This is a genomic window from Polaribacter sp. OB-PA-B3 (genome assembly GCF_054589375.1).
The window spans coordinates 126,578-148,138 of record NZ_BAAIIX010000008.1 but is presented as its reverse complement, the minus strand read 5'-3'; the positions used below and the strand labels follow the sequence as shown (position 1 = coordinate 148,138).

General features: G+C 30.2%; 17 protein-coding genes. 6 read left to right on the top strand and 11 right to left on the bottom strand.

The features are described from left to right. The first annotated feature begins 40 nt into the window (after positions 1-40). Complete coding sequence (locus ACYPV9_RS13845; RefSeq protein WP_299065845.1) at positions 41-1,549, top strand: GH3 auxin-responsive promoter family protein; 1,509 nt, start codon at positions 41-43, stop codon at positions 1,547-1,549. Between the two features lie 6 nt (positions 1,550-1,555). Here ACYPV9_RS13845 and ACYPV9_RS13840 read toward each other — a convergent pair whose 3' ends face one another. The 5 genes from ACYPV9_RS13840 to ACYPV9_RS13820 form a co-directional block, all read right to left on the bottom strand. Beyond that, positions 1,556-3,439, bottom strand: coding sequence for a hypothetical protein (locus ACYPV9_RS13840; RefSeq protein WP_459744674.1), 1,884 nt, complete (start codon positions 3,437-3,439; stop codon positions 1,556-1,558). 62 nt (positions 3,440-3,501) lie between these two features. Then, on the bottom strand, positions 3,502-4,479 hold the full coding sequence (locus tag ACYPV9_RS13835; protein ID WP_299065839.1) for a polyprenyl synthetase family protein: 978 nt from the start codon (positions 4,477-4,479) through the stop codon (positions 3,502-3,504). A 25-nt stretch (positions 4,480-4,504) separates the two neighbouring features. Next, positions 4,505-5,542 carry a dual-specificity RNA methyltransferase RlmN gene (gene rlmN, locus ACYPV9_RS13830; protein ID WP_459744669.1) on the bottom strand — a complete coding sequence of 346 codons (1,038 nt, stop codon included), beginning with the start codon at positions 5,540-5,542 and terminating at the stop codon, positions 4,505-4,507. 122 nt (positions 5,543-5,664) lie between these two features. After that, positions 5,665-6,714: a tRNA preQ1(34) S-adenosylmethionine ribosyltransferase-isomerase QueA gene (queA, locus tag ACYPV9_RS13825; protein WP_299065837.1), complete on the bottom strand. Its 1,050-nt coding sequence runs from the start codon at positions 6,712-6,714 to the stop codon at positions 5,665-5,667. A gap of 72 nt (positions 6,715-6,786) precedes the next feature. Beyond that, positions 6,787-8,016 carry a 3-phosphoshikimate 1-carboxyvinyltransferase gene (locus tag ACYPV9_RS13820; protein WP_459744665.1) on the bottom strand — a complete coding sequence of 410 codons (1,230 nt, stop codon included), beginning with the start codon at positions 8,014-8,016 and terminating at the stop codon, positions 6,787-6,789. Positions 8,017-8,070: 54 nt separating this feature from the next. Here ACYPV9_RS13820 and ACYPV9_RS13815 point away from each other — a divergent pair, with 54 nt between their 5' ends. Together ACYPV9_RS13815 and ACYPV9_RS13810 are read left to right on the top strand one after the other, a co-directional pair. Continuing rightward, positions 8,071-11,175 (top strand): VPS10 domain-containing protein, encoded by a 3,105-nt coding sequence (locus ACYPV9_RS13815; protein ID WP_459744663.1) that lies wholly within the window; start codon positions 8,071-8,073, stop codon positions 11,173-11,175. Between the two features lie 94 nt (positions 11,176-11,269). Then, entirely contained in the window at positions 11,270-11,878 is a 609-nt protein-coding gene (locus ACYPV9_RS13810) for a type IV pili methyl-accepting chemotaxis transducer N-terminal domain-containing protein (RefSeq protein ID WP_299065829.1), read from the top strand. On the opposite strand, the gene ACYPV9_RS13805 is transcribed toward ACYPV9_RS13810, so the two are convergent. From ACYPV9_RS13805 to ACYPV9_RS13780, 6 genes are all read right to left on the bottom strand, one after another. Further along, entirely contained in the window at positions 11,875-12,156 is a 282-nt protein-coding gene (locus tag ACYPV9_RS13805; RefSeq protein WP_299065826.1) for a hypothetical protein, read from the bottom strand. The genes ACYPV9_RS13810 and ACYPV9_RS13805 overlap by 4 nt on opposite strands. A gap of 1 nt (position 12,157) precedes the next feature. Further along, positions 12,158-12,484, bottom strand: a complete 327-nt coding sequence (locus ACYPV9_RS13800) for a nucleotide pyrophosphohydrolase (RefSeq protein ID WP_299065823.1) — start codon at positions 12,482-12,484, stop codon at positions 12,158-12,160. A 39-nt stretch (positions 12,485-12,523) separates the two neighbouring features. Further along, positions 12,524-13,078 (bottom strand): thioredoxin family protein, encoded by a 555-nt coding sequence (locus tag ACYPV9_RS13795; protein ID WP_299065820.1) that lies wholly within the window; start codon positions 13,076-13,078, stop codon positions 12,524-12,526. A 35-nt stretch (positions 13,079-13,113) separates the two neighbouring features. Then, a complete protein-coding gene (locus ACYPV9_RS13790; protein WP_459744655.1) occupies positions 13,114-14,328 on the bottom strand; it encodes a BaiN/RdsA family NAD(P)/FAD-dependent oxidoreductase in 1,215 nt (404 codons plus the stop codon). Between the two features lie 73 nt (positions 14,329-14,401). Beyond that, positions 14,402-15,331, bottom strand: a complete 930-nt coding sequence (locus tag ACYPV9_RS13785) for a GYDIA family GHMP kinase (protein WP_459744652.1) — start codon at positions 15,329-15,331, stop codon at positions 14,402-14,404. After that, on the bottom strand, positions 15,331-17,058 hold the full coding sequence (locus ACYPV9_RS13780) for a hydroxymethylglutaryl-CoA reductase, degradative (RefSeq protein WP_459744649.1): 1,728 nt from the start codon (positions 17,056-17,058) through the stop codon (positions 15,331-15,333). Before ACYPV9_RS13780 ends, ACYPV9_RS13785 begins: the two co-directional genes overlap by 1 nt. Before the next feature lie 142 nt (positions 17,059-17,200). Here ACYPV9_RS13780 and ACYPV9_RS13775 point away from each other — a divergent pair, with 142 nt between their 5' ends. From ACYPV9_RS13775 to ACYPV9_RS13765, 3 genes are all read left to right on the top strand, one after another. Then, entirely contained in the window at positions 17,201-19,420 is a 2,220-nt protein-coding gene (locus ACYPV9_RS13775; protein WP_459744647.1) for a S9 family peptidase, read from the top strand. A gap of 2 nt (positions 19,421-19,422) precedes the next feature. Beyond that, complete coding sequence (locus tag ACYPV9_RS13770; protein WP_459744644.1) at positions 19,423-20,937, top strand: peptide MFS transporter; 1,515 nt, start codon at positions 19,423-19,425, stop codon at positions 20,935-20,937. Positions 20,938-21,041: 104 nt separating this feature from the next. Continuing rightward, on the top strand, positions 21,042-21,560 hold the full coding sequence (locus tag ACYPV9_RS13765; RefSeq protein WP_459744642.1) for a thioredoxin family protein: 519 nt from the start codon (positions 21,042-21,044) through the stop codon (positions 21,558-21,560). The last annotated feature ends 1 nt before the right edge of the window (position 21,561 follow it).

The following is a 21,561-nucleotide window of genomic DNA, read 5'->3' as shown; positions in this document are numbered from 1 at the left end:
GACTGCATAAAAATCGTGCTAAACAAACTTACGAATTTCTATGGCTTTTCAGATTATCAATTCTATAATTTCTTGGTTTTTGAAGAAACGAAAACATCAAATTGAACTGTTTTTAAAGTACCCAAAAGATGTACAAAACGAATTGCTTTTTAAATTGATTCAAAATGCCAAACAAACTTCTTTCGGTAAAGAACATCATTTTAGTTCTATTAAAAATCATGCAGATTTTGCTAAACATGTTCCGATTCAGAAATACGAAACGTTTGAGCCACTCATAGAAAAATGTAGAAAAGGAGAACAAAATATTTTTTGGCCATCGCACATTAAATGGTTTGCAAAATCAAGTGGTACAACCAATGCAAAAAGTAAATTTATACCCGTTTCTGATGATGCGTTAGAATACTGCCATATGAAAGCGGGCAAAGATATGTTGTGTTTATACATAAACAATAATCCTAAAACACAACTTTTTACCGGTAAAGGCTTGCGATTAGGCGGTAGCTCGGAAGTTTACCAAGACAATGGTTCTTATTTTGGCGATTTGTCTGCAATTATCATAGAAAACATGCCTTTTTGGGCAGATTTTAGCTCTGCTCCTAGCCAAGAAGTTGCTTTAATGAGCGATTGGGAAACAAAAATGGATGCTATTATTGATGAAACCATTAACGAAAATATAACAAGTTTAGCGGGTGTACCAAGTTGGATGTTGGTTCTTTTAAATCGTGTTTTAGAACGCTCTGGTAAAGACAATATTTTAGAAGTTTGGCCCAATCTAGAAGTTTATTTTCATGGTGGCGTTAACTTTAATCCGTATAGAGAACAGTACAAAAAAATCATTCCTAAATCCGATTTTAAATACTACGAAATCTACAATGCCTCCGAAGGATTCTTTGCAATACAAGACAGAAATAACTCGAAAGAATTGTTATTGATGTTAGACTACGGAATCTTCTATGAATTTATTCCGATGAGCGAATATAAAGGTGAAAGCTCGAATGCAATTACTTTAGCGGATGTTAAAAAAGATATTGATTACGCACTGGTTATTACTACAAACGGTGGTTTATGGCGTTATTTAATTGGTGATACCATTCGTTTTACGTCTTTAGAACCTTATCGAATTAAAATAACAGGTAGAACCAAACACTATATTAATGTTTTTGGTGAAGAGTTAAATATCGAAAATGTAGAAGATGCTCTTAAATTGGCTTGTGAAAAAACAGCTGCTACAATTGCAGATTATACTGTTGGACCAATTTTTATGCAAGGAAAAGAAAAAGGCGGCCATGAATGGATTATCGAATTTATTAATAAACCAGATTCTATAGGTTATTTTTCTGAAGTATTAGACAATGCTTTAAAGTCTATAAATTCTGATTACGAAGCGAAACGTTATTTAAATATTACATTAATGCCTCCTAAAGTTCATTTAGCTAAAGAAGGCTTGTTTTATAGTTGGTTAAAGAAAAAAGACAAACTTGGCGGACAACATAAAGTACCAAGATTGTCTAATTCTAGAGAGTTTATAGAAGAACTTTTAAGTTTATAAAACTTTTTATTTAGTACAATTTTCGCAATACGTTGCTCTTAAGTATTTGTTTTCTAATAATTGAAAAGTAACACCTCCATCTAAAGAAGAATTAAATAACTTACAAAAACGATCTCTATTCATTTCGATAGCGTTTAACATGATTGTTCTATAGTTTTGAGAATCTACGGCGTACTCATCTACTATTGTTAAATTTAAATAATAAAAAAGTAAATCTTCATCTATAGTAATTGTTTTTACTTTTTCATCTAAAACTTCTGTAGCTTCATCTGTGTTGGCGTAATAAGTTAAAAATTGTGCTAAACTTAGATAATCGTAATTCGATAAATTAAAGTTTTCATAAGTGTCTATAATAAATTCTACAGAAGCATCTTTTTCATCGTACTTTCTAGCTCTCATATTTTTTTCTGCTTTTACAATATGAAAATTCACCAGCATTCTATCAATTAAATGCTGTTTAATTCCGTAAGATTTTAACTTTAAAATTTCTTGTTTAAACGAACTTGCTTCGATTTTTTCCCAATTATTTTTCCAAATGATAAACTTTACAACTATCAAATTATACTTTATGTTTTTATTCTTAGGATCTAACTTTTCTAGTTTTTTAAGTTCATCAAAAGCAATTTTAGCATAACTTAAATTTAATATATACTTATAAATACTATTCTTATTAAGAATTGGCACAAATTTTCTTTGTTTAGGTACATTTAAAGTATTTAATAAATCTGGAGAACTTTCTTTTTTAAGTTTCTCAAAAATAGAATTCTGCACTACTAAAGCTTCTTTTATATTTTCTTTTAGAACAAGATCATTAAATGTTGCTACCAACTTTTCTTTCGACATATTTTTATACTTGTCTTTTCGCTCTAACTCTAATATCACAACTGCTTTTCGATGCTTTTGCAAATACTTTTCTAAATCTTTTGAAACTTCTCCAACAACTTTATTTTTAATTGTTTGTTTAGGTAAAGTTTTTAAATCTTTATACTTTGTTTTAGAAATATCGTTTAAAAATTCTACCCAATTTTCTGAAGATGAAATTTCTGTAATTATATTTGGTTTTTGAAAAGTTTGCAAAGATTTTACAATACTATTAGCTCTTTTTTCTTGAAGTTCTAAATTTCTTTTTAAACTACCTTCTATCGATGCGTAAGCTTTAATATTTATCTTTTTAATATTAAAATCTGTTAATCTTAAACTATCATATAAAGGTTTTATATCTTCAGATGAATAATCGTATTTATTCTTTTGAAAAGGAATTACAAACTTTAAAGTTTTATATTTTGTAATAAATTTATCCGAAGTATTAATACTTTTATCTTTGTAGGTTAATGAATCTAAATAAACTCCCATATCTAACAAATCCCAACCATAAGAATCTAAATTATAAGTAGTTTGATACCTACATAACGCCTTGTTATTTAAAAATAAAATATTAAACTCTAATTCTTCTTTTGCCAAAGCAGCAGGCACAGAACCTACTAATGTCTTAAAACTACTTGTACCGTCAACTTCTTTGAAACCTCTTATTAGTTTCTGAGCAAAAACCGCAGGAAGCACAGTTCCTTTAATTTGAGAAGCATCTAATTCATTTTCGCAATTATATCTAGATTTAGAAACAACATCAATAGCAATACCATCACCAGAACTTTTAAATAAAGCAGTAAACCATTTCTTATTATTAGTGGTAAAATATAACTTGTTTCCTTCTCTTTTGATTCCGAAACCAACTTCTTTAGGTTTTTGTCTAAAAGCACTTAAAAAATAACCACATTTTTGATTTCTCTCTGCGTTATTCGCTGGAAAAGTAAATCCTAAAGAATTTTGAGATTGTAAGACTTGTGCAAAAGTTAGCACAAATAAAAGCACAAGGCTTTGATAAATTTTCATAGTATTGAATTCTGTTTTATAGCAATAAAACCAAATTTAACAAAACTATTAGAATAAGCAAATTATATTTTACGCTCTACAACGTAATCAATCATCGTTGATAAAGAATTTTTATACTCCGAATCTGGAAAGTCTTTAAGAATAGCCAAAGCTTTCGATTTATAACTGTTCATTTTGTTAATTGTATAATCAATACCACCATTTTCTTTTACAAACGCAATAACCTCTTTTACTCTTTTCTTATTTTTATTGTGCTTTTTAATAGAGTTGATTAACCATGCCTTCTCTTTTTTAGAACAGTTATTTAAAGTATAAATTAACGGCAAAGTCATTTTTTGTTCTTTAATATCTATACCAGTAGGTTTGCCTATTTTAGCATCAGAATAATCAAATAAATCATCTTTAATTTGAAAAGCGATTCCAATATATTCTCCAAACTTTCGCATTTTACGCACACAATCTTGGTTTGATCCTACAGATGCTGCACCAATACCACAACAAGCCGCTATTAAAGTTGCTGTCTTTTTTCGAATAATATCAAAATAAACGGCTTCTGTAATATCTAATTTTCTAGCTTTTTCAATTTGAAGTAATTCTCCTTCACTCATTTCTCTTACCGCAATAGAAATTAACTTTAATAAATCGAAGTCTTCGTTATCAATAGAAAGCAATAATCCTTTAGACAATAAAAAATCGCCTACTAAAACTGCTATTTTATTTTTCCATAGGGCATTTATAGAGAAAAAATCTCTTCTTCTATTGCTATCATCTACTACATCATCATGCACCAAGGTTGCTGTATGAATTAATTCTACCACAGATGCGCCTCTATAAGTTCTTTCATCAAAACCGCCGTCAGAAACCATTTTAGCAACTAAAAAAACAAACATTGGTCGCATTTGTTTTCCTTTTCTACGAACAATATAGTAGGTTATTCTATTTAATAACGGAACTTTAGACAACATAGAATCTTTAAACTTTTCTTCAAAAAGTTCCATTTCTTTTATGATTGGTTGTTTAATTTGTTCCACTAAATTCATAGGTCGAAAATTGTTTTTTTACTATTTAAGATTTATTTGCTAATTGACCACAAGCGGCATCAATATCTTTACCTCTACTTCTTCTTACATTTATTGTAATATCGTGCATTTCTAAATTAGAAATATAATTATTTATTGCAGATGAACTTGCTTGCTGAAATTCACCATCATCTATAGGATTGTACTCTATTAAATTTACTTTACATGGTACATATTTACAAAAATCTACCAACGCTTTAATATCTTCTTTTCGATCATTTATGCCATCCCAAACAACATATTCATAAGTAATTGCTCTTTTGGTTTTCTCGTACCAATATTCTAAAGACTCTTTTAAATCTTTTAAAGGGAAATTTGTATTAAAAGGCATTATTGATGTTCTAACTTCATCTATTGCAGAATGTAAAGATACCGCTAAATTAAATTTTACTTCTTCATCTGCCATTTTACGAATCATTTTTGGTACACCCGAGGTAGAAACCGTAATTCTTTTTGATGACATTCCTAAACCTTCTGGAGACGTAATCATCTCTATAGATTTTAGAACATTTTTATAGTTCATTAGAGGTTCTCCCATTCCCATAAAAACTATATTCGTTAGTTTTTTGTTGTGATATAATCTACTTTGTTTATCGATAACTACAACTTGATCGTAAATTTCATCAGGATTTAAATTACGCATTCTTTTTAACCTTGCAGTAGCGCAAAATTTACAATCTAAGCTACAACCAACTTGACTAGAAACACATGCTGTAGTTCTTTTTTCTGTAGGAATTAAAACAGATTCTACAACCAAACCATCGTGTAATTTAATTCCGTTTTTTATGGTACCATCTTTACTTTTTTGCATAGAATCTACCATTATGTGGTTAATCACAAAGTTTTCTTCTAACATCTCTCTGGTAGCCTTAGAGATATTTGTCATATCTTCAAAAGTATGTAAAGACTTGCTCCATAACCATTCGTAAACTTGGTTACCACGAAATGCTTTATCATTATTTGCCACAAAAAAATCTCTTAATTGTTCTTTTGTTAAGGCTCTTATGTCTTTCTTTTTATTCAAAATAGACGGATTAAAAATTAAATGATTTCAAAATAAATTCTGTTGCAAAAATATGCATAAAAAAACTGACACTTTAAAAAAGTGTCAGTTTTAATATTTTCTATTTCTAAATATTAAGAATATTATAAAATTAACATTGCGTCTCCGTAAGTAGAAAATTTATATCCTTCTTTAATTGCTTCTTTGTAAGCTTCCATTACAAAATCATATCCTCCAAAAGCAGCTGCTTGCATTAATAAAGTAGATTTTGGCATATGAAAATTAGTAATCATCGCATTTGCAATACTAAAATCATGTGGTGGAAAAATAAATTTATTTGTCCATCCTTCATAAGCATTCAATTCTTGCTTAGAAGACACAGAAGATTCTACAGTTCTCATAACTGTTGTACCCACAGCACAAATTCTTCTTTTATCTTTCTTAGCATTATTTATTAATTTAGCTGTTGCCTCTGGAATAAAAATTTGCTCAGAATCCATTTTATGCTTTGATAAATCTTCTACTTCTACTGGGCTAAATGTACCTAAACCAACATGTAAAGTCATTTCTGCAAAATCAACTCCTTTAATTTCTAAACGTTTTAATAAATGCTTAGAAAAGTGCAACCCAGCTGTAGGTGCTGCAACGGCTCCTTCGTTTTTAGCAAAAATAGTTTGATATCTTTCTTCATCAGATGGTTCTACTTCTCTATTGATTTCTTTTGGTAATGGTGTTTGTCCTAATTCTAACAATTTGGCTCTAAACTCTTCGTAAGAACCATCAAATAAGAAACGTAAAGTTCTACCTCTTGATGTAGTGTTATCTATAACTTCAGCAACTAAACTATCGTCATCTCCAAAAAATAATTTATTTCCAATTCTGATTTTTCTTGCCGGATCTACTAAAACATCCCACAATCTATTTTCTGCATTTAGCTCTCTTAATAAGAAAACTTCTATTCTAGCACCAGTTTTTTCTTTGTTACCAAACATTCTGGCAGGAAAAACTTTGGTATTATTTAACATCATAACATCACCTTCATCGAAGTAGTTAATAACATCTTTAAACTGTTTATGTTCAATAGTACCATCTGCTCTATTTAACACCATCAAACGAGATTCGTCTCTGTGCTCTGCAGGATAGATTGCCAATAATTCTTCTGGCAAATCAAATTCAAAATGCGATAATTTCATATATGTATTTCTTGTAAAAGTTGCAAATATACGATATCGAGATAGGCGTTGTCAAGTGTTTCGCCTATTAATTTAAAGTTCTTCTACCTTAATACCAATTTGTTGCATGTCTTGCCAAAATTTTTGATATGATTTTGTAACAACTTCTGCATCTAATATTTTTACAGGTACTTTTAATGCCAAAGGCGCAAATGCCATCGCCATTCTATGATCATTATAGGTTTTTATTGCCACATTTTCTTTAATTGAAGAACGTTCTTCTAAGTGTAAAGATTCATTAGTTACAGAAATTGATGCACCTAAATTTGTCAATTCTTCTTTTAAAGCCTCTAACCTATCGGTTTCTTTAATTTTTAATGTGTGTAAACCCGTTAAATTACAAGCAATATTTTCTGAAAAACATGTTACTGCAATTGTTTGTGCAATATCTGGTGCATTTTTTAAATCTATTTCTAATGCCTCTTTGCTACTTTCTTTTTCTTTTGATAATGTAATTGTGTTATCAGAAAAACTAGTAGCAACACCAAAATGTTTATATATTTCTGCCAAACAAGAATCTCCTTGCAAGCTTTCTTGTTTATATGCAGATAGCTGAATTGACGAACCCAATGGAGAAGAAGCTACAATCGAATAAAAATAACTGGCAGAAGACCAATCAGACTCCACAACAACATTTTGTTTATCAATAGAGGTCTTTGGCAAAACTTTAATTAAATTTCCTTTAAATGAAGTTTCTATACCTATTTGATTTAATAGCGTTAACGTCATTTTTATATAAGGTACCGAAGTGATTTTTCCTACCAATTCGATTTCTAATCCTTTTTCTAATTTTGATGCTATTAGTAGTAAAGATGAGATGTATTGACTAGATACATTACCATTAATTGCAACTTTATCTTTTGTTATTTTTTTCCCTTTAACACGTATTGGCGGGTAGCCAATTTTATCTTCGTAACTAATTTCTGCACCTAAATCTTTTAATGCATTTACTAAAATCTCGATTGGTCTGTTTTGCATTCTTTCAGAACCTGTTAAAAGAACTTCTCTATTTTCTTTAACTGCAAAATAAGATGTTAAAAAGCGCATTGCTGTACCTGCATGACCAATGTCTACAATTTCTTTATTTGTAGAAAGTGCATGCTGCATATGCACAGAGTCATCAGAATCCGATAAATTCTTAATCGTTATTTCTGGGAAAAGGTTTTGTAAAATAAGTAGTCTATTTGATTCACTTTTAGAACCAGAAATTGTGATTTCCTCATTTATTTTGCTATTCTTTAAAACATTTAACAATATGTCCATTCTAAAAACTGATTTTAATTCTTATTTTTAAACCTTTAATTACAACTAACCAACATGAAAAAACACTTATTATTAGTCGTTTGCATGCTTTTGTGTGTAAATGCCAAAGTTAATGCACAAAAAAATGCTAACAAAGTTTCTAGTGAAAATTTTAATCCTATTACCTGGAGAAATATTGGCCCATTTAGAGGTGGTCGTAGCGCTGCTGTAACTGGTGTACCAAATAAAGCAAATTTATTTTATATGGGCGCAACCGGTGGTGGTGTTTGGAAAACTAATGATGCAGGTAATACTTGGCAAAATATTTCCGACGGATTTTTTGGTGGTTCTGTAGGAGCTGTTGCCGTTTCTGAATCTGATAACAACGTTATTTATGTTGGAATGGGAGAAAAAACAGTTCGTGGAAATGTTTCTTCTGGTGATGGCGTTTGGAAATCTGAAAACGCAGGTAAAACTTGGTCACATATCGGTTTAAAAAATTCAAGACATATACCTCGAATAAGAATTCATCCTAAAAACTCTAACATTGTTTTTGCAGGAGTTATGGGAGATTTATACAAACCAACACAAGAAAGAGGTGTCTATAAATCTATCGACGGAGGACAGAACTGGAAAAAAGTTTTATTTTCTAATGAAAATGCAGGTGTAGTAGATTTAATAATAGATCCAAATAACCCAAGAATTTTATATGCAACAACCTGGAATGTTAGAAGAACTCCGTATAGTTTATCTTCTGGTGGTGATGGTTCAGCTCTATGGAAAAGTACTGATGAAGGAGAAACATGGACAAACATTTCTGCGAATAAAGGACTACCAGACGGAATTTGGGGAATTAGCGGAGTTACAGTTTCGCCCGTAAATTCTGATATTGTATATGCTTTAATAGAAAACAAAAAAGGTGGCGTTTACAAATCTACAGATGCTGGTAATACTTGGCGATTAATAAATTCTGAAAGAAAACTACGCCAGAGAGCTTGGTATTACACACGCTTGTATGCAGACACACAAGATGAAGATATTTTGTATGTTTTAAATGTTCGTTATCATAAATCTACCGACGGAGGAAAAACTTATAAAACATACAATGCACCGCATGGAGACCATCATGATTTATGGATCGCTCCAGAGGATAACCAAAGAATGATTATTGGTGATGATGGTGGTGCACAAGTTTCTTTTGATGCCGGTGAAAACTGGAGCACGATGAACAATCAACCGACTTCTCAATTTTATAGAGTTACTACAGACAATCATTTCCCGTATAGAATTTTAGCGGCACAACAAGATAACTCTACAATAAGAATTGCACACAGAACCACAGGAAGATTTATTACAGATTCTGATTGGGAACCTACTGCAGGTGGCGAAAGCGCACATATTGCTGTAGACCCTTTAAATAATGATATTGTTTATGGTGGAAGTTACGGAGGACTGCTTACTAGAAAAAATCATAAAACAGGAGAAACAAGAGCTGTTAATGTTTGGCCTGACGACCCAATGGGGCATGGTGCTGAAGATTTTAAATATCGTTTTCAATGGAATTTTCCAATATTCTTTTCTCCAAATAACAAAAAGAGATTGTATGCAGCTTCTAACCATTTACATATTACCGAAAATGAAGGACAATCATGGAAATTACTTAGTCCTGATTTAACTAGAAACGATCCAAAAACTTTAGGACCGTCTGGTGGACCAATTACAAAAGATAATACGGGTGTGGAATATTACGGAACTATTTTTGCTGCTACAGAATCTTCTTTAGAACCAGGATTAATCTGGACAGGATCTGACGATGGTTTGGTGCACGTTTCTAAAAACAACGGAAAAACATGGACAAACGTTACACCTAAAAAAATGCCAGAATGGATGATGATTAATTGTATTGAAGTTAGTCCGTTTGATAAAGGAAGCGCTTATATTGTTGGAACTAAATACAAATCTGGTGATTACAAACCATATATTTATAAGACAGAAAATTATGGTAAATCTTGGAAACTAATCGTAAACGGAATAAAAAATGAAAGCTTTACGAGAGCTTTAAGAGCCGATCCAAAACGTAAAGGATTATTATATGCAGGTACAGAAAAAGGAATGTATGTTTCTTTTGATGATGGTAAAAATTGGGAAACTTTTCAGAAAAACTTACCAATTGTACCAATTACAGATTTAGCTATTAAAAACGATAATTTAATTGCAGCTACACAAGGTAGAGCACTTTGGATTATTGATGATTTAACACCATTACATCAACTTAACAGAAATACAAATGCAAACGTAATTCTTTACAAACCAAAAGACGCTTATAACATGAGCGGTGGCAGAGGAAGAACCTCAAGAACATCTGGTACAAATCATCCGGGTGGTGTTGCAGTTTCTTACTATGTAAAAGAAGAAAACAAGAAAGATACAATTGCACTTTCGTTTTTTGATGCTAATAATAACTTGATAAAAAAGTTTAGTACAAAACCTAATACAAAGGAAAAAGAAGCTAAATTATCTGTAAAAGACGGAAATAATATTTTCTATTGGGATATGATGTATACAGGTGCAGAATCTGTTAAAGGTATGATTCTTTGGTGGGCTTCTTTAAACGGACCAATGGCATTACCTGGTAAATATAAGGTTGCATTAACCGTAAATAACCAAACAATAACTAAAGATTTTAACATCTTAAGAAATCCTTCATCAGAAGTTTCTGAAGAAGAAATGAAGGCTCAGTTCGATTTTATTAACGAAATTAATGCTAAAATGACAGAGATTCATAAAGCTCTAAAAAACGTTAAGAAAATTAGAACTCAAGTTAGTGCTTTAAAGAAATCTATTAAAAACAGAAAAAAGCACAAAGAACTATTAGATTTTGCAGACAAATTGGTAAAGGATATTACAAAAATTGAAGAAACTCTATATCAAACCAAATCTAAAAGTGGACAAGATCCTTTAAATTATCCTATTCGACTAAATAATAAATTAGCACATTTAAATTCTTTAACTAGAACAGGTAATTATGCACCAACACAACAAGCTATCGATTTTAAAAATGAAATTACTAAAGAAATTGATGCAGAATTATTAAAACTAAACGCTTTGTTTACAAAAGACGTTAAAGAGCTAAATAAAAAAGTAAAAGAAAGTAATATAGATCTTATACAATTAGATTAATTCTTAAAATAACATTAAAAAAAGCGACTTTATAGTCGCTTTTTTTATTATTCAAACTATTTTAATTTAATTTGCAGTTCTAAATCCCCCAAAAATGAAAAAAAAGGTTACCCTATCTTTTATACTTTTTACCTTACTTGTTGTATCAAATCAAATTATCTTTCACTTTGACATCAAAAGACAATCTTACGATGCCGAAATTATTAATAAAGCTGGTAAACAAAGAATGTATAGTCAAAAACTAACAAAACATGCTTTTTTTGCCAATAATGCTAAGAACACAGATTCGTTTGAAGATCAAATGTTAGATTTTAGAGAAACGTATCAAGATTTTAAAATAGGAAATTACTACATCAACAATATTGTTTTAAAATTTTATAACAATCAAAATTTAAACAATCTATACAAAGAAAACCAACTGTATTATAAAAATTTAGAAAACGCATCTTCTGCTATTTTAAACGACATTCATAACGACTCTGTATTAGTAAAATCTATAAAAACTATTAGAGATAATGAGAACAGATTCTTGGTTTCTATGGATAAAATTGTAGAAGAATATCAAAAAAATTCTGAAATAAAAGTTAGTAAGCTACAGCAAATGCAGTTATTATTTCATGCGGCCGCTTTTGTTTTATTACTATATGTTTTATTTTTTATTATAATTCCTATTTTTGGTAGAGAAACAAAAAGTATCGATTAAGCCATTTTTTTTAGTGTTACGTACATGCCGTAAAACATACTAATAAAAATCTTTAAACCCCAAAAGCTTTTCCATTTTCCTTCAGAAAAATTTGTTTCATTAACTTTAGCAAAATCACCCGAAAAAATAGCACTAGAACTATTAATTAATAAACTAATGATAGTTACTAAAACAAAAAATGGTAGCGCTACTTTTAAAAAGTTAACCCAAAATATTTTAGTCTGCAGTCTTGCCCCAACAATTTTTGCACCCGCTACAAAATTCTTTAAAAAACTCATTTTATTTTAATTTTTCGTTATTGTGATGTCTATCGTGATCTCTTTTCGTTTTAATGTCTAACTTTTTTTCAAAAGCATCTTGTAAATTTATTCCTGTTTGATTTGCCAAACACAACACCACAAACATTACATCTGCTAACTCTTCGCCCAAATCTTTATTTTTATCAGATTCTTTCTCACTCTGCTCGCCGTATCTTCTAGCAATAATTCGAGCAACTTCACCAACCTCTTCTGTTAATTGCGCCATATTTGTAAGTTCATTAAAATAACGAACTCCGTGATTTTTAATCCAATTGTCTACTTGCTTCTGTGCATTTTCAATATTCATTTCTTTTATAATTTTTTAATGAATTATTTAGGTTTTAATTTATTTCCATTTTATACCACAACCAACGCTAGGTTTTTGATTTTCTAGAACCGGTTTCTTTTCTATTAAATTATGTAATGCTGCTCTAATATCTTTACCTGTTAATGGCTCCCCATTTCCTGGTCTAGAGCTATCTAATTGCCCATGATAAACAGCTTTTAAATCTTTGTCAAAAACATAAAAATCAGGCGTGCAAGCAGCATCATAAGCCTTGGCAACTTCTTGAGTTTCGTCAAATAAATACGGAAATGGGTATTTTAAATCTTCTGCAACCTCTTTCATAAATTGAGGTGCATCTTGTGGGTAATTTATAATTTCATTAGAACTAATTGCAATAAAATTAATCCCTTTATGTTGAAATTCATTTGCCATTTTTATCAATTCTGGATTTACATGAATTACAAACGGACAATGATTGCAAATAAACATAATTACTGTACCAACAGATCCTTTTGCATCTGTTAAAGAGACCATTGTGTCATCCACAGTATTTATCAACTTAAAATCTGGTGCTATTCTTCCTATTAAAAATTCGTTAGATTCTGCTCTTGCCATTTTATATTTTTTTATGATTTTGTTTAAATAAAAGCTTAAACTTCTTCTGCTAATGCTTTGGCACATATAAATCCACCTGTCCAAGCATTCTGAAAATTGAAACCTCCTGTTACTGCATCAATATTTAAAACTTCGCCTACAAAAAATAAATTTTTGTGTTTTTTACTTTCAAAACGTTTAAAATTGATTTCTTTTAAATCAATTCCGCCAGCTGTTACAAATTCATCTTTAAAGGTAGTTCTACCATTTGCATTGTAAATACCATTTGTTAACTCTTTAGCCAACTTTTCTAATTGTGTATTGTTTAAATCTGCCCAATTTTGAGTTTTAGATATCGATGCATACAATACAAAACGTTCCCACAACCTTTTAGAAATCTCTGTAAAAGGAGATTTCAAAATAACCGTTTTTCTAGGTTCTTTCTTTTTTAAATTTAAAAGTACATTTAAAACTTTATCGGTTGGTCTAGACAACCAATTCACGGCAACATTGTATTGATAGTTTTTATCTGCTAAATGTCTTGCTCCAAAAGCAGATAGTTTTAAAACTGCAGGACCACTCATACCCCAATGCGTAATTAATAACGGACCAGAAGCTTCTAATTTAGAATCTATAATTTTTACGGTTGCATTTGGTACAGAAGTTCCTAGTAAATCGACCAATCTTTTATCGTTTATATTAAATGTAAACAGAGAAGGAACTGGCTCTACAACTGCATGATCTAAGGTTTTACATAAATCCCATACTTTTTTAGAGCTACCAGCTGCAATTACCACTTTATCAGCTTTAAAAACATCTTCTTTTGTGTTAATAACCCACAAATTATCTTGTTGATAAATAGAATTTACGCCAGAGTTTGTTAACACTTTGATCCCTAAGTTATCAACAGATTTTTGAAAACAATCTATAATTGCCTGACTTGTATTTGCTTCTGGAAAAACACGATTGTCACTTTCTATTTTTAAAGGAACTCCTCTATCATCAAACCACTCAAATGTGTCACCTGTCATAAACTGATGAAACGGACCTAACAATTCTTTTTCGCCTCTTGGATAAAATTTAACCAATTCTTTAGGCTCAAAACAAGCATGTGTAACATTACATCTTCCTCCACCAGAAATCTTAACTTTTTGTAAGACATCTTTTCCTTTTTCAAGAATAGTAATATCTAAATCAGGATTATTTTCTTTTGCATTAATTGCTGTAAAATATCCTGCTGCTCCACCTCCTATTATTACTATTTTTTTCATTTTTTATCTATTATAAATTCAAAATTTATATATTTAATTTTGAACCAAGTATGTTATTAATGTAATAATAATTCTATGATAATATCATTTCTGAATATGAAAGAATTGTTTCATATCCTTTGCTTTTAAAATAAGCCGGAGTTTCTTCATTTCCTGTAACTAATACAAAATCTCCGCCCCAAGCTCCTAAACTTTTAATAGCACCAAAATAATCTGGAAATAATTTTTCTTTAACCGGTGTAAGTTTGATAATACTACTAATAATTTGCTCGTGCTCTTCTATCAAATCTTCAAAAGTTTGCAGGTTTTGAGATTTTAGAAATTCTTCAGAAATCTCTGATATTCTTGTAATTTGTTTATCAAAATTTAGGTTACTTTCTCTAAATTTTGCAATACCTTCTTTAGAATCTTGTTTTTGATTTAAATGCACAAAGAACAAATTATCTTTAAATTCTGGATTGAATTCTACTTGTTTTACAACGGGTTTTTTATTTTCTATTTGATAAAATATTGGCGTGTTATTTTGTGCACAAGCAATATCATAACCACTTCCTTTAAAAGAATTCCATAACAAATCAAAAGCATTTACATTTGCCCAACTAGCAATAGAATTAATTAAGGTAGAAGATGAACCTAAACCCCAATCTCTAGGAAAAGTAAGCATTGTTTTTACAATAAAACCGTGTTCTTCCTCTAAAAAATTTTGATTTATTTTTTTTGCTGCCTTTAAAATATCTAATAATGTTTCTGCAATAATATCTCCGCCACCATCTTGCTCTGAATTAAATGTGCAATTCACCAATCGCATTTTTTTCAAATCAAAAACTGCTTCAAACCAACAATCTCCTTTACTAGTAAAACTACCCCAAATTAACTGCGACTCTTTTATTTTTTCTACAACTAAATCTTGTCCAAATTTTGTAGGTAAAGCCAAAGATTTGGCTCCGTCTAAAACCAAGTATTCACCTGTTAGCAATAATTTTCCGTTAGAGTAATAATTCATTAAACTAAATTAAATTGTTTAAAATGATGCGTAAAGTGCTTTACATGAAACTTGCTCCAGTATTCATAATCTAACTCTCCAAAAAACGGATGATTTTCTGAAGTGTTTGTTTTAAAATGAGTTTCAAAATTATCTATTTGCAATATCAAATCTTCTATAGAATCTTTTAAAGTAGAAAATTTTGCAGGAACTGGTTCTTCTGATAGCATCGAGGCTTTAAAACCAACTTGTAATTCGTTATCTGAATCTAAAAAAGGTTTTCTTCTAGCAGATTTTTCCTCATCAACAAAAAAATCAGCATCTATTTTACCGTTAGAAACTTTTAACAATAATGCCAAATGTTCTACCATTTGTTGTCCGTTCATCTTACCAAAAACCGCAGGTGTTTCAATTTCTAAATTGGTTAATAATTCTCTTAAACTAGTTTCATTTTTAAAATCTACCCAATTTATTTTCTTCTTATTAATTTCTTCAAACTTAGATACAACAGCCGAATGAGAAACTGTTTTACCTTCGAAATAACTTGCGATAATTTCTTTTTCTTGTGGATTAGCACCTAATTGATTCAAGATATTCTGCAAATGCATTTTCATATGACCGTGCTGAATTCCTTTTGTTGTAAGTGCTCTTAAAGCAGCAAAATTCTGAGCCAAACCAGCAGTTGCAATAATTTGCATTAATTCTTTTGCAGATGGTTTTTGCAACATTTCTAAAGATAATTTTGCCAAAGGATGCAATGCGGTTAAACCACCAACGGTACCTAATGCTAAAGGTAAATCTAACCAAAATCTAAAGACTCCGTTATCTATTGTACAATGCGATAAACTTGTATATTTTCCGTCTTTTGCGGCATACGCATGCACACCAGCTTCTACAGCTCTAAAATCGTTACCAGTAGCAATTACAACAGCATCCACTCCATTCATTATTCCTTTATTGTGTGTTACAGCTCTGTAAGGTTCTACTTCGGCAATTTTAACTGCTTGGTAAAATTTTTCTGCAAATTTCTGTGGATTTTCGCCACCCAAATCATCAATTTTACAACTTACTTCTGCCCTTACTACACATTCTGGCACATAGTTAGATAAAATACTCATTACAATTTCAATTTCATCATTTCTAAATTTAGCAGCAATCGCTTCTAAACAAGAATTTATAAAATTGGCGCCCATCGAATCTTTGGTTTCGAAAGTAATATGTAATTGGTAGTAATTTTCTAACTGATCTGTTTTATCAATTAACTGTATGTCTAAAATTCCGCCACCACGTTTTTCCATATTTTTAGTTATGGATGCAGTAGCCGCATACAATTCGGTTTTATTTTTATTAAAATAAGAAGTTAAATCTTGTTTGTTACCAGCAAACATAAAATGTACTTGTCCTATTTTTGTTGTGCCTAAAACGGTTGTTTTAAATCCGCCTTTAGTACTCCAAAATTTAGCAACTAAAGAAGCCGCAGCAACAACAGAACTCTCTTCGGTTACCATTGGTACAACATAATCTTTATTGTTGATAATAAAATTTGGCGCAACACCCATTGGTAAGTAAAAATTAGAAATGGTGTTCTCTATAAAATCGTCGTGCAATTGTTGTAGTTGCTCATCAGAATTCCAATATTGTTTAATAATATCAACAACTTTTAAATTATCATTAAAATAATTTTTTGCAATCCAATTAATCTTTTCTTCTTTAGTAAATTTAGAAAAACCCTTTATTATTTTACTCATTTTATCTGCTATAAACTATCAGCAACAAATATAATTCAATCCGTTAAAACATTATACATTATTCAAGTTTTCTCAAATTTTAAAACATTTTTTGCGGATTTTTACGTAAACTTGACAAACTTTTATTAAAACGATGTCTATAATGAAAAAAATCTTCATTTTAGCAACTATATCTCTACTTGTTAGTTGCAAAGAAAAAACCACAACATCAACTAATTATACAACAGGAAACAAAGAAATTACATTAGAAGAAATCTGGAATGGTACTTTTTCAGCGAAAAGAATGAACGCTTTAAATTCTATGAATGGCGATTTTTATTCTTTATTAAATACTGATGCTAACGGAAACACAACGGTAGATAAATACAGTTATAAAACTTTAGAAAAAGTAGAAACAATTGTAAATAGTACTAATTTAAAGGATTTAAAAAGTTTTGACTCTTATAATTTTAATGCAGAAGAATCTTCTATTATTTTAGGTACAGATTTTAATAAGATATACAGACGTTCTTTTACAGGTACATTTTACTACTACAATATTGCTTCTAAAAAACTTACTTTAATTGGTAAAGATATTCAAGAACCAACTTTTTCTCCGGATAGTAAAAAAATTGCTTATGCAAAAAATAACAATATTTATATTTTAAATCTTACAAACGGAAACAAAGTAACCCAAATTACAAAAGATGGTAAATTTAACAAGGTAATTAACGGAATTACAGACTGGGTTTATGAAGAAGAATTTGGATTTGTTAGAGCTTTCGAATGGAGTAAAAGCAGTAAACATTTAGCTTTTTTACGTTTTGATGAAAGTGAAGTTCCTACTTTTTCTATGGATATGGTTGGTACTGCCAATTATCCGAATCAGCAAGTATTTAAATACCCAAAAGCTGGTGAGAAAAATGCTGAGGTTACGTTGCATATGTTTACGCTATCTTCTAAAAATACAAAAAAAATAGCTTTAGGTAATTACGAATACATCCCTAGAATAAAATGGTCTAATGATGATAATATTTTAGTGGCAACAACCCTAAACCGCCATCAAAACAACTTAAAATTACATAAAGTTAATGCTTTAAGAAGCAACTCTAGTTTATTATTAGAGGAAACTGACAAGGCGTACGTAGACATTACAGACAACCTTACTTTTTTAAATGATAACAGCTTTATTTGGACAAGTGAAAAAGACGGTTTTAACCATATTTATCATTATGACTTCTCAGGAAAACTAATCAATCAGGTTACAAAAGGAGATTGGGAAGTAACTAATTATTATGGCTATAATCCTTCTAAAAAAACAATTTATTATCAATCTGTAGAAAATGGATCTATAAATAGAGGCGTTTATTCTATTCAATTAGATGGAAAAAACAAAAAACTTTTAAGTAATATAGAAGGAACAAATTCTGCTTCATTTAGTAAAAACTTAAATTACTTTATCAATACTTTTTCTTCTTCAGAAATTCCACCAATATATTCTTTATACACTGCAGAAGGAGAAATGCTAAAAGTTATCAAAGATAATTCAGAGCTAAAAGAAGATTTATCAGAATATAAGATGAGTCCGAAAGAATTTTCAACCATTTCTATCAACGGAAACGAATTAAATATGTGGATGATTAAGCCCGCAGATTTTGATGAAAATAAAAAATATCCTTTATTAATGTTTCAATACTCGGGACCAGGATCACAACAAGTTGCTAATAAATGGAATGCAAGTAACGATTACTGGCACAACATGTTAGCCCAAAAAGGAATGATTGTTGCCTGCGTAGATGGTAGAGGAACAGGTTTTAAAGGAAGTGATTTTAAAAAATCTACGTATTTAAACTTAGTTAAATATGAAACTGAAGATCAAATTGCTGCTGCAAAAAAATTGGCAAATCGCTCTTATATCGACGAAAACAATATCGGTATTTGGGGTTGGTCTTTTGGCGGACATATGAGTACAAATTCACTTTTAAAAGGAAGTGATATCTTTACAACGGCAATTGCGGTTGCGCCTGTAACTTCTTGGCGTTTTTATGACACTGTTTATACAGAACGCTTTTTAAGAACTCCGCAAGAAAACCCTGCTGGTTATGATGATAATTCGCCTGTTAATTATCCAGAAAAATTAAAAGGAAATTACTTATTAGTTCACGGTACAGGAGACGACAATGTACATGTACAAAATAGTTACAGAATGATAAATTCTTTAATTGAAGCAAATAAACAATTTGATATGTTTATTGTACCCGATAGAACACACGGAATTTACAAAGGAAAAAATACGCGTTTAAATTTATATACAAAAATGACAAATTTTGTAGAAACGCATTTAATTAATAAATCAAATTCAAAAACAAAAATTAAAGGATAATTATGTTAGACAAAGGAGTTAGTACTGCTACAGAAGACCCACAAATGTTTGGTCACCCAAAAGGGTTATTTTACTTATTTTTTGCAGAATTATGGGAACGTTTTAGTTTCTACGGAATGAGAGCGTTGCTTACGCTTTACATGGTAGATGAGATATTTAAGGCAATCGCAGAAAGAGATGCAGCTGCAGCAGTAGTTTATGCTTCTTACGGTTCTTTAGTATATGCATCAACAGTAATTGGAGGTCAAATTTCTGATAAAATATTAGGAATGCGAAGTTCTATTTTTTTAGGTGGAATTTTAATGACAATTGGTCATTTCGTATTGGCTATAGAAAATGATATGGCGTTTTTCTTAGCACTTGCATTTATTGTTGTTGGTAACGGTTTTTTTAAACCAAACATTTCAACCTTTGTAGGTGCTCTCTATAAAGATGGTGATATTAGAAAAGATTCTGGTTTTACAATTTTCTACATGGGAATTAACATTGGTGGAATGGTAGCTCCTTTCTTATGCGCTTGGTTAGCTGTTGAATATGGCTATCATTACGGTTTTGGTTTAGCTGGAATTGGTATGTTAACTGGTTTAATTTTCTTTTGGAATGGAATTAAAAAGAATGTTTTTGGAGACAAAGGTTTACCGCCAAGTCAAGAAGTGTACGAAAAGACAGTTGCTGGTATACCTCAAAAAACTTTAATTCCAATTATTGCTTTTTTATCTGCACCAGCTATAGCTTGGTTATTAGCTTCATGGAAAGATAATTATGTAACTGGAATTTTCAAATTTATTGGTGTAGCAGTTTTAATCTATCTTGGTTATATTATTTTTAATTTAAAGACTAATGAAGCTAGAAAGAAGTTAATAATGGCAGTATTAATTACTTTTTTTATGACATTGTTCTGGGGTTTTCATGAATTATCTGGAAGTGTAATTACCCTTTTTGCATCAAGAAATGTTGATTTAGAAGGTATAATGAGTGCAGGACAAACTAATGGTCTAAACTCCATGTTTATCATCATTTTAGCAATTCCTGTTTCTCTTTTATGGGGATATTTATCGAAAAGAAATTTAAACCCAAGAACACCCTATAAATTTGGTTTAGGATTATTATTTGCAGGTTTAAGTTTTTACATTTTATCTATTAGTGGTTTAAGTGCTAACGAAAATGGAATGGTCCCTTTTTATTATTTGTTTGCAATGTATTTTATAATTTCTGTAGGTGAGTTATTTATGTCTCCTGTAGGTTTATCAAAAATTACAGATTTATCACCAAAAAACATTGTTTCTTTTATGATGGGAGTTTGGTTCTTATCTTCTGCATTTGCATTTCAAATTGTAGGTTTTATTTCTGAAGAGCTAGCCATAGAAAATGTTCCGGGTCAAGTTATTAATCCATTAGACACTCTAAGTGTATATACTGAAGGTTTCCATTTAATTGCACTATATGCATTAGGAGCAGGAGCAGTAGTTTTATTGTTTTCTCCGTTAATGAAAAAGTTAATGGGTAACGTACATTAATCAAAAAATTACTTTAAAAAAACCTCATAAATTATGTTTATGAGGTTTTTTTGTACCTAAAACTTTATTTGTAAGTTTGGTACTATAATTGCGAATAATAAATCATGAGAAAATTAATATTTATTTTAACACTAGCACTGGTATCATTGTCTGCAAATGCACAAGGCAAAATTAAATGGCTGTCTTTTGAAGAAGCAATTGCACTAAATGCAAAAACACCAAAACCAATTTTAATTGATGTTTATACGGATTGGTGTGGCTTTTGTAAAAAAATGGATATTGAAACGTATTCTAACAAAACAATTATTAAAATAATTAATGATAATTTTTACGCTATTAAATTAAACGGAGAAGAGAAAAAAGACATTACCTATAATGGGCATACGTTTAAATTTCAAAAAAACGGTAGAAGAGGATTCCATCAATTACCAGCTACAATAATGAACGGAAAACTATCGTATCCATCAACCATATTTTTATCTGAAAAAGAAGAATTACTTCAAAATATACCTGGTTATCAACAAAAAGAAATGTTTGAAAAAATATTAGTTTATTTTTCTTCGGATAATTATAAAAATACTAGTTGGAAAGATTTTGATAAAGAATTTAAAAGTAGTTTATAAA